The organism is Mycobacterium sp. (assembly GCF_040509115.1).
Lineage (GTDB): Bacteria > Actinomycetota > Actinomycetes > Mycobacteriales > Mycobacteriaceae > Mycobacterium.
On sequence record NZ_JBEVLO010000203.1, the window covers coordinates 1 to 9,062 of the forward strand.

7 protein-coding genes and 1 pseudogene are annotated in these 9,062 nt (G+C 65.8%); 1 reads left to right on the forward strand and 7 read right to left on the reverse strand.

The window, feature by feature from the left end; all coding sequences use genetic code 11:
* Nucleotides 1–573, reverse strand: a pseudogene (locus ABW137_RS14240) (hypothetical protein); the annotation flags it as partial.
* Nucleotides 570–1,571 (reverse strand): Ppx/GppA family phosphatase, encoded by a 1,002-nt coding sequence (locus ABW137_RS14245; RefSeq protein ID WP_526400961.1) that lies wholly within the window; start codon nucleotides 1,569–1,571, stop codon nucleotides 570–572. The pseudogene ABW137_RS14240 and the gene ABW137_RS14245, both read right to left, overlap by 4 nt.
* A 34-nt stretch (nucleotides 1,572–1,605) precedes the next feature.
* On the opposite strand from ABW137_RS14245, the gene ABW137_RS14250 reads away from it, so the two are divergent.
* Nucleotides 1,606–2,382: a DUF3109 family protein gene (locus tag ABW137_RS14250; protein WP_526400963.1), complete on the forward strand. Its 777-nt coding sequence runs from the start codon at nucleotides 1,606–1,608 to the stop codon at nucleotides 2,380–2,382.
* Here ABW137_RS14250 and ABW137_RS14255 read toward each other — a convergent pair.
* The 5 genes from ABW137_RS14255 to ABW137_RS14275 form a co-directional block, all read right to left on the reverse strand.
* Complete coding sequence (locus ABW137_RS14255; RefSeq protein ID WP_526400965.1) at nucleotides 2,338–3,573, reverse strand: hypothetical protein; 1,236 nt, start codon at nucleotides 3,571–3,573, stop codon at nucleotides 2,338–2,340. The two genes, ABW137_RS14250 and ABW137_RS14255, sit on opposite strands and share 45 nt — an antisense overlap.
* Nucleotides 3,570–4,961: a sugar transferase gene (locus ABW137_RS14260; protein ID WP_526400967.1), complete on the reverse strand. Its 1,392-nt coding sequence runs from the start codon at nucleotides 4,959–4,961 to the stop codon at nucleotides 3,570–3,572. The genes ABW137_RS14255 and ABW137_RS14260 overlap by 4 nt, the downstream gene beginning before the upstream one ends.
* The gene (locus tag ABW137_RS14265) at nucleotides 4,951–6,282 is read right to left on the reverse strand and encodes a protoporphyrinogen/coproporphyrinogen oxidase (RefSeq protein ID WP_526400969.1); all 1,332 of its coding nucleotides are present in this window, start codon (nucleotides 6,280–6,282) and stop codon (nucleotides 4,951–4,953) included. The genes ABW137_RS14260 and ABW137_RS14265 overlap by 11 nt, the downstream gene beginning before the upstream one ends.
* Before the next feature lie 5 nt (nucleotides 6,283–6,287).
* A complete protein-coding gene (locus ABW137_RS14270) occupies nucleotides 6,288–7,091 on the reverse strand; it encodes a glycosyltransferase (RefSeq protein ID WP_526400971.1) in 804 nt (267 codons plus the stop codon).
* A 602-nt stretch (nucleotides 7,092–7,693) separates the two neighbouring features.
* Nucleotides 7,694–8,947, reverse strand: coding sequence for a glycosyltransferase (locus tag ABW137_RS14275; protein WP_526400973.1), 1,254 nt, complete (start codon nucleotides 8,945–8,947; stop codon nucleotides 7,694–7,696).
* Between the last annotated feature and the right edge of the window lie 115 nt (nucleotides 8,948–9,062).

Here is a 9,062-nt window from a genome sequence, read left to right on the forward strand (position 1 = left end):
TGGCGGCGCGAAGTCCAGCGGGCTGGGGTCGACCTCGCGTTGATTCAGGTGGGCCTGGTAGTCCGCCTCGACCTCGGTGAGGGCGGCCTCGGACTCCAGCGCGTCCTCGTCGTCATCCTCGTCGTCATCCTCGAGCTCCGGTGCGTCTTCGGCCTCGAGCTCGGGCTCGTCCGCTTCGGCACTGACCTCCTCGGCCGGCTCGGCCGGGGTCTCGTCGACCGGCTCGACCGGGGTCTGCTCGACTTCCTCGACCTCGTCGACTTCCTCGACCTCGTCGATCTCCTCGGGGGCCTCGGCCTGCTCCTCGGCGGGCGGTTCGACCGGCGGTTCGACCGGCGGTTCGACGATGGGCGGCGACGGAGGCTCGGGCGCTCTCGTCCGGTCGGTCGATTCGGTCCGCTCGGTGATGATCGGGATCTCGCCGGTCAACTCGGCGACGGTGACCGCATCGGCGTTGCCACGGCGCCGACGTCGTCTGCCACCGACCGGGGGCGCCCCGATACTGCCGTTCTTGGCCAGCAGCTCGGCGACCGAGATCGGTCGCGTGCTGGCTGCGTCTCTGGGTTCTGTCATCGTCCACTGCCCCTGGCCATCGCCTTGTTCACTTGCGCCAGGCCCGCCGACGTCCCGAACAGTGCGGTCCCGTCGGCTTCACTGTCGAGTTTCCGCAAGATCAATCCTTCGCGCAATGCCCATGGGCAAATGTCCACGGTATCGATCGCAAGAGCCTTCATACTCGCCTCAGCTACCAACGCGCCCGCCACGATCTGTGGCGCCCGCTCGGCGCTCACCCCTTCCAACTCGGCTCGGTCAGCCGTGGTCATCCTAGAGATGAATGCTATGAGCTGACGCAGTCCCGCAGCAGTCAGTGTCCTCTTCACCCGCGGTCCCGCCCCGGAAGGCGCCGCGCCGGTGAGTCGCGCCAGCGATCTGAACGTCTTCGAGGTGGCCACCGTCAGATCCGGTGCACCTGCATCGAGCACCTTGGCCCCTGCCTCGGCCATCTCGGTCGCCAGCCAATCCCTCAGCATGGCCACCCGCCGACGGCCCGGAGGATCGTCCTGGAGCCACTCCCTGGTCAGCCTGCCAGCGCCCAGCGGCAAGGAGAGCGCCACCTCGGGCTCCTCGTCGACGCCACTCGAGAGCTCCAACGAACCGCCGCCGATGTCGATGTTGATGATGCGACCCGCACTCCAGCCATACCAGCGTCGGACGGCGAGGAACGTGAGTCGCGACTCGTCCACCCCCGACAGCACCTTGAGCCCGACACCGGTCTCGGCGAGCACCCTGGCCAGCACGTCCTCGGAGTTCTTCGCGTCGCGTACGGCCGAGGTGGCGAAGGCCATCAGCTCGGCGCAGCCGGAGCTGGCGGCGATCTTGGCGAACTCGTCGATGGTGTCGACGAGCTTGTCGGCCCCCTTGCGCGTGAGCTTGCCGGAGGAATCGGTGGCCTCGGCCAGGCGCAGCGATGCCTTCGTCGAACTCATCGGTGTCGGGTGGCCGCCGCGCCGGGCGTCCACGACGAGCAGATGAACCGTGTTGCTGCCCACGTCGAGCACGCCCAATCGCACGCAACCCACGTTATCGGGTCTACCGTTGCATCCCGTGAGCACGTCGCATCCAGGAGAGGTAGAACTCGACTTCGCCCGTGAATGGGTGGAGTTCTACGACCCCGACAACCCAGAGCATCTGATCACCGCGGACATCACCTGGCTGTGTTCGCGCTGGACATGCGTGTTCGGCACCCCGGCGTGCCAGGGCACGGTCGCGGGGCGTCCCGATGACGGTTGCTGCAGCCACGGTGCGTTCCTCTCGGACGACGACGACATCGCCAACCTCGACGACGCCGTCAAGAAGCTCACGCCAGAGGACTGGCAGTTCCGCGACAAGGGACTCGGCCGCAAGGGCTACCTGGAGATGGACGAGTACGACGGCAAGGAGAACCTGCGCACTCGGAAGTACAAGGGTGCCTGCATCTTCCTCAACCGTCCCGGCTTCGAGGGCGGGATCGGGTGTGCGCTGCACTCCAAGGCGCTCAAGCTCGGCGTCGAGCCGCTGACGATGAAGCCAGAGGTGTGCTGGCAGCTGCCGATCCGGCGCAGCCAGGAATGGGTGGAGCGGCCCGACGGGACCGAGATCCTCAAGACCACCATCACCGAGTACGACCGCCGTGGGTGGGGCGAGGGTGGAGCCGACCTGCACTGGTATTGCACCGGTGACCCCAACGCCCACGTCGGCTCGCGGCAGGTGTGGCAGTCATACGCCCCCGAGCTGACGGTGATCCTCGGCGAGAAGGCCTACGCGGAGCTGGCCGCGATGTGCAAGCGCCGCAGCGTGCTAGGTCTGATCGCCATACACCCGGCAACCCGCGCCGCGCAGTAGCGGGGGCGCAGGCGGGGGCGGCGGTCGATTGTTCAGCGTCACCAGCGCGGCGACGGCCACGGCCACGGCCACCTGGACGGCGAGGAACACAGCCAGGGAGGCCGGGCCAACCAGGCTGAACTCGTGGTGCAGCGAGCCGACCGCCAACAGCGCCAAGACTAGGACCAACCAGTTGCCGGCCAACGGCCTTCGACGCCACTGCGCGTAGAGGTCACCGGCGGCACAGGCCAGCGGCAACAGCGCGAGGGCGGCCAGCCGCTGCTCGTTGTACGCAAAGCCGGGCCATGCCGGGTCGATCATCAACGGCTGCGCGACGATCGAGGCGGCTACCACCAGCGTGGCCCACGTTCGAAAGCCGACCCGGCGCGCACCGACGCAGACCACCAGCGTGACGATCACGGCCAATGGCACGATCAACGGTACGGCGGTACGCGCGGCGTGCGCGGCGAGTTCGGTTGCCGCGCCGGGCAGGTCGCCGATTCTGTTGAGCACCGAATTGCGGAGCACCGATGGCTCGTAGTCACCGGTGAAGGGTGCGGTGAAGGCCTTGATCGCGACGTAGACTCCGGCAGTCAGAAGGACGGCGGCGGCGGCCGCCACCGTCCGCGGGCGGCGGCTCGTCGCGCTGCGCCACGCCGGGTCCGCGAGAATCCATACGGCGGCGACGGGCGCCACCGCGATCGCGCTCTGGCGCCCGAGGACCGCGACCACCAGACCGGCGAGGACTGGGACCACCAAGCGTTGACGCAAACCGAGCAAGCAAACACCTAGTCCGATGACGAAGACGAGGTCCTGAAGGAGCGTGGTCTGCAGGAGATAGGGTCGCAGAGCGTACGGGCTCAGTGCGAATAACGCTGCGGCGATGGCGAATTCACTCGTCGACCGGTCGCGCAGCAGACCGTACACGACCGCCGACAGCGTCAGGAGGACGGCGACGAGCGCCACTCCGTAGGCGAAGCCCAGCGGCATGCCCGTAGCCGACGACAACTCGCCGACCAGGTAGTGCACCACGAAGCGGCCGGTGTAGGCCGAGCCGATCTCTTCGTGCGGCAGACCCGGAGCCGCGATCGCGATGGCCCGGTAGTCGACGGCGTCACCGGTGGGCGCAGCGGCGATGCCCGCGTTGGTGAGGAAGAGGAAGGCCACGAAGCCCAGCAGAATCCAACACCGCCGGTCGCCCAACGCGGTCAATACGCCCCCGTACCCTTGGCGACGGTGACGGCGGTCTTGAAGAGGATGCGGAGGTCCTGATCCATCGACCAGTTCTCCACGTAGTAGAGGTCCATGTCGACGCGTTCGTCCTCGGTGGTGCCGGACCGACCCGAGACCTGCCACAGCCCAGTCATTCCCGGTTTGACCATCATCCGCCGCTCCACGAAGCCAGGGAACTGTGCGCCCTCGCCCTCGACCATCGGTCGTGGCCCGATCAGGCTCATCTCGCCCAACACGACGTTGAAGAGCTGCGGTAGCTCGTCGAGGCTGCTACGCCGCAGAATTCTTCCAATCCGCGTAATTCTGGGGTCGTCAGCGCACTTGAAGAAGGCCGCCTCGGACAGCCCGCGTTCCTCGCGAACGGCAGTCAATCGGTGTTCGGCGTCGGTACCCATCGAGCGGAACTTCCACATCCGGAATGGCACGCCCCGCAAGCCAAGTCGTCGAGGCCGATAGAAGACGGGACCGCCGTCGTCGATCTTGATCGCGAGGGCGACCGCGGCAAACAGCGGCGACAGCACGATCAGGATCAACGCCGCCATGACGGCGTCGAAGACCGATTTGCCGACGCCGGAGATCGACGAGTACCCCGGCTCGTCGACCCGGAGCAGCGACAGGCCACCGAGTCGCTCCAGCCGCAGCTTCGGCTGTGCGATCGCGGCCACGTCGGGCACGATCATCAAGTCGATCTCGTTCTGCCGCAACGCCCACCGCAGATCGCGGAGCCAGTCCGGGTCGACCCTGGCCGAGGTTGCGATCACGACGGTCTCCGCGCGGTGCCTCTGCGCCGACTCGACGACGTCGATCGGCTCGCCGAGGGCGTCCCGCGCCACGACCCCGGGCGCTTCGATGCGCAGATCGTCGAAACCCACGACCTCGTACCCCGCGACCTTGTCACGTGAGATGGCTTCAGCGACCCAACCCGTCTCGGTCTGCGTGCCGACCAGCAGCACGCGGGTGCGGAAGGCATCGGACCTAGACCTGGCCGACGCGAGGTAGGACGCGTTCACCAGGTGGATCAACAGGCATGCCGTCACGCCGACGCCAATGGCGATGGCCAGTGTCTGTCGCGGCAACGGGACTCCGCAGACCAGTACCACCACCGCGACGGCGCCGAGGAGTCTTCCGGTGGCCAGCAGTACGCGCCGGAACTCCTCGAAGCCCCTCCCGAGGACGCGCTCATCGGCTGAGTGCTCGATCATCAGCAGCGCAATCCAGGTCGCGACCATGCCGACCCCGAAGACCGTCCTGATCGCCGTGTGTTCCGCGACCGCGATGTCGGTACTCACGATCACGGCGAACGCGGTGGATCCGATGACGGCCAAGGCCTCGAGAAGCCGGATCAGCCGGGGGTTGTCAGTGGACAAGACGATCACGCGCCCGCAAGGCCATCGCAGTGCGACCGGCCGTGATTCTGTCCGCCACGGAGTTCGCCAGTCCCACCGAGGAATTCCAGCTGGTGACGTCGGGGTAGATCTGCGCGGTAGTGGCCAGCCAAACATCCGTCCCCACCACCTCCGCATCTGGCCGGCGTGCCCCGTACCCGAGCGTGTGAATCGGTTCGACGAACGGCGCCTTGAAGATTCGCACGTCGTCGATCATGTCCTCGCCGTCGAATAGGTCCGGGTACAGCGTCGCCAATTGATGAGACCAACGGGCGGCCGTCATTGATTCGTGTTCGGCGAACAACGGCGAACGGCGGTCGCAATACTGCATGACGTAGACCAGAGAGCGGCCACCGTACCTGGCCGTCCCGGTCAGCGCCGACATCTCCACGACACCGTCGAAGTCGGTGTCGCAGTTGATGACCGGTGCCCAATAGTGCCCGTCGAGTGGCCGGTTGAGGAAGAACGCCGCATTGACGACGCCCTGATACTCAACGGACACGTCGGGGAGCCGCTCCCCCAGGTGCTGGTCGGCGAGAGACCGCAACGTGGGCAGCGGAATCGTCGACACGACGCTTTCGGCATCGATCTGCTCGCCCCCCGCGAGGGTCACCAGGGTGCGCCCGTCGCCGGTACTGACCGATTCGACGGTCACTCCACAGTCGATTCGACCGCCCATCGCCTCGATGGCACCGCGGAGAGCTTCGACGATGGAGCCGTACCCGCCCGCCGGGTAGCCGCGCACGGCGACGTTGCTCTCGCGCCCCAGCCGCTGGTACAGGTACAACGCGGGAACGTCGCCGAAGGCGGCGCCGAACTTGGCGCCGAACAGCGGCTGCAGTATGCGCGTCCAGACCACGTTCCCATAGATGCTCCGCAGCCAGTCCTCGGTCCTCGTGTTGTCGAGGTCCTTGCCGCGACCGAGTCGACGAAGCAGCAGTGACACCGCGCCGAAGCGAATCCGGTCCTTGAGCTTGAGCGGCGTGAACGCTAGGAGGTCCCTCGCGGTGTTGAACGAATACCGCTTGCCGTCCATCACCATTCCCATGGTGGTGGGACGCCAGTCGACGTCCTCGTCGAGCCCGAGCTCGCCCAGCAACGGGAGCAGGTTGTCGTCCGACGGCATGATGCAGTGGTAGAAGCGCTCGATGGTCACGCCGTCGATCTCTTCGGCGATGCCGAGCCCACCGAGTGACTTCGAGCTCTCCAACACCCGTACGGGTGCACCGGACTTGGCCAACCGGTAGGCGATCGTCAGTCCCGAGATGCCGCCACCGATGACGACGATGGGTTGTGTCGACATGATCTCTACAGCTGCCGGTACGGGGCGGGCGAAACGTTCTCTCGGACGACGAGTTTGAGGTACTGCTTCATCGTCTTGCCAAGCTTCAGCTTGCTGGCGCCCTGCTTGCGGTCGTACTGCAGAACCAGGGGAATCTCGGCGATCTGCGGGTTGCAGTGCCGCAGCTTCATCAGAAGCTCGACCATGCAGGCGAACCCCTGCTCTTCGACCAGTCGTTCACCGTAGTGACCGACGGCCCTGCGCAACAACGAGACTCGGTAGGCGCGGTAGCCGCTGGTGAAGTCGTGGACACCGTCGATCTTGACGACGCGTTCGAAGGTCAGCGCGGCACCCCGAGAGAGGATCCGGCGAAAGGGCGGCGCCGTGGTGTCGTCCCCGCCCGGAGTGAATCGCGAACAGATCGCGATGTCCGCTCCGTCGTCGATGGCACGAACCATTGCCGGGATCAGCTCGGGATCATGGGTGTCGTCGGCGTCCATGATGACGAGGACGTCGTCGTCGTGCGCGTCGCTGAGCACGGTCCGCAAGCCGGTCTGCACCGCCTGGCCGAGGCCGCGGTTCACCGAATGGCTGACGACGCGGACATCGAGGTGTTCGGGTCCGCCGTTCGCGACCTCCACCGTGCGGTCCGACGAACCGTCGTCGATCACGCGGACGTCCAACGGTTGGCGGTCGGCGAGTAGGGCGATTCGCGCCAGCAACCCGCCGAGGGAGCCTTCCTCGTTGAACGCGGGCAGGACGATGTGAACTCGAGGCGATGGCCGCTCGGCGATGCCGATTGCGGAGGTAAACGAAGTGGACTCGGTCATGGAACGTGCCTCCAAAGAGGGTGGTGCACCGCAGCTGCGATGCACGTCGGGTGGGTTGAGGTTGTTCGGCCATGGGTCGACGACGCCGTCGCGCGGCCGGGATTGCGATTGCTGCAAGCGTCACCTGACACGCTGCGGCGCTGTTTCAGCAATTTGTGATTGATTATCTGTACGAAACCTTGCATGGCCTGGGCTTCGGCAGTTCTGCGCAGCGCCGTGCAATTTTGGCGAATTACTATACGTACTCGTTTACAGCCATCCGGCTCACGAAGGTCGGCCGGGCTCACGTTCGCCCTGCCGCCAACGCTCCTGCGCTTATCGCACTTTAACTGCCCTATACGAGCGGTCTGCCCCGATGACGACATTGCCTCACCCCCTTGACGAGATTCACCAAACTTACATCATGATGCAGTTTTAGCAAACAAAGAGTCCCTTACATTCAGGGTGGAATGCAAGCGGTGGCCAATGTGAGCTTCGCCACATATGCCTTTCGCTACTGCCGTTTTAGCAACCAATGGGCTAAGGGCGCGGGGATGCGCGCTCGGTCGCCAAGGCAGCCCTGGGCCGACACGCCACAGGGCTGGGAGTTTGGAATTCCTATGTCAACGCAGGTCGAAGGCCTCGTCGTAGCGAGCGAAGACGGCCTCGCGCGTGAACTTCGACTCGAAGTGAGCGGTGGCACCCGCAGACGCCTGGGCGTTGCGTTCCAGACCCGTCAGGTCGAGCATTGCGTCGGCGAACTCCTCGGCGCAATCGGCCACCGGAATGCCTGCGTCCACTCCATTCGCAAAGCCATCGGCACCGACCGTGGTGGACACCACGGGAAGACCCATGGCCAGCGCTTCGATCACCTTGAGCTTGACTCCCGATCCGAACCGCAATGGATTCACCAGCGCCGCCGCGGAACTGAGGACATCCGCCAAGTTCACGACATAGCCCTCGAGGGTGACCGAGTCAGAGAACTTCGCCGCGAGGGCAGACAGCGCGGGGGACGGCTCCTTGCCAAATACTCGCAACCGGGCATCCGGTCGCAACGCCAGCGCCCTTGGCCAGACGTCGGTCAGGAACGACCGAAGACCATCGTCGTTGTGCGGCAACGAAAGTAGACCCAGGAAGACGAACTCGGGGCGTCCCTTGAACGCCCGTTGCCGTTGTTCGGGCAACCGGACCATCGGTGGTACCACGCCGACGACGGCGCCGGCCGCAGATCTGCGCGCCAATCGGTCGGCCTCGCCCGCATTGACCAACAGGCTGCGGCGGAATCGGCGTGCGACCCGGTCCTCGCTTCGTTCGGCCAGCCGTGATTCGAGTCTTAGCAATGCGCGCTGCGAACCGCGACTGTCCGCGAGCGGCCGCAACGATCCGGGAACGTGCGCGGCGAAATTGCCGAGCGGTCGAATCTCGACGTCGGGGTATCGATCGCCTGCGGCGAGCATCCCGCGGTAGCGCTCGGAGAACAGATCATCGAGATAACAGATCTGCTGATCGGCGCGGCCGTCGCCGGCGTACTGCGCCATCCGGATGGTGTCGTAGATCTCGACCGACGGTTGGATTCGGTCGAGCACGGCACTGACGGCGGTCGCCACTCGACGAGAACGAAGCATCGACTCCTGCAGGGTGGCGCGACCGCTGGGAACCCTGGTCACCGCGTGACCTAGGGCGACGAACGGATTCGGCTTCGGAAGTGGATGCAGCGTCACCGGGAATTCGGGGCGCTGTTCCCCCCCGACCAACAGGTAGTGGACGTCGTCTGGGCCGAACCGGTCCCGGAAGTATTCGACGAACCCGGCCAGGACGACCTTCTTCCCGGCATCCACCGGGTAGGGGTCAACAGCACTCACTAGTGCGACAGACACGTCGTACCGCCTCAGTTGTCTCGAACGCGGGAAGTCAGATGGTGCGGGAACTGACCGAGGCGACGTTGCTCACACTTACCGCACAGGTTTGACCCACGGACGATAACGTAGCACC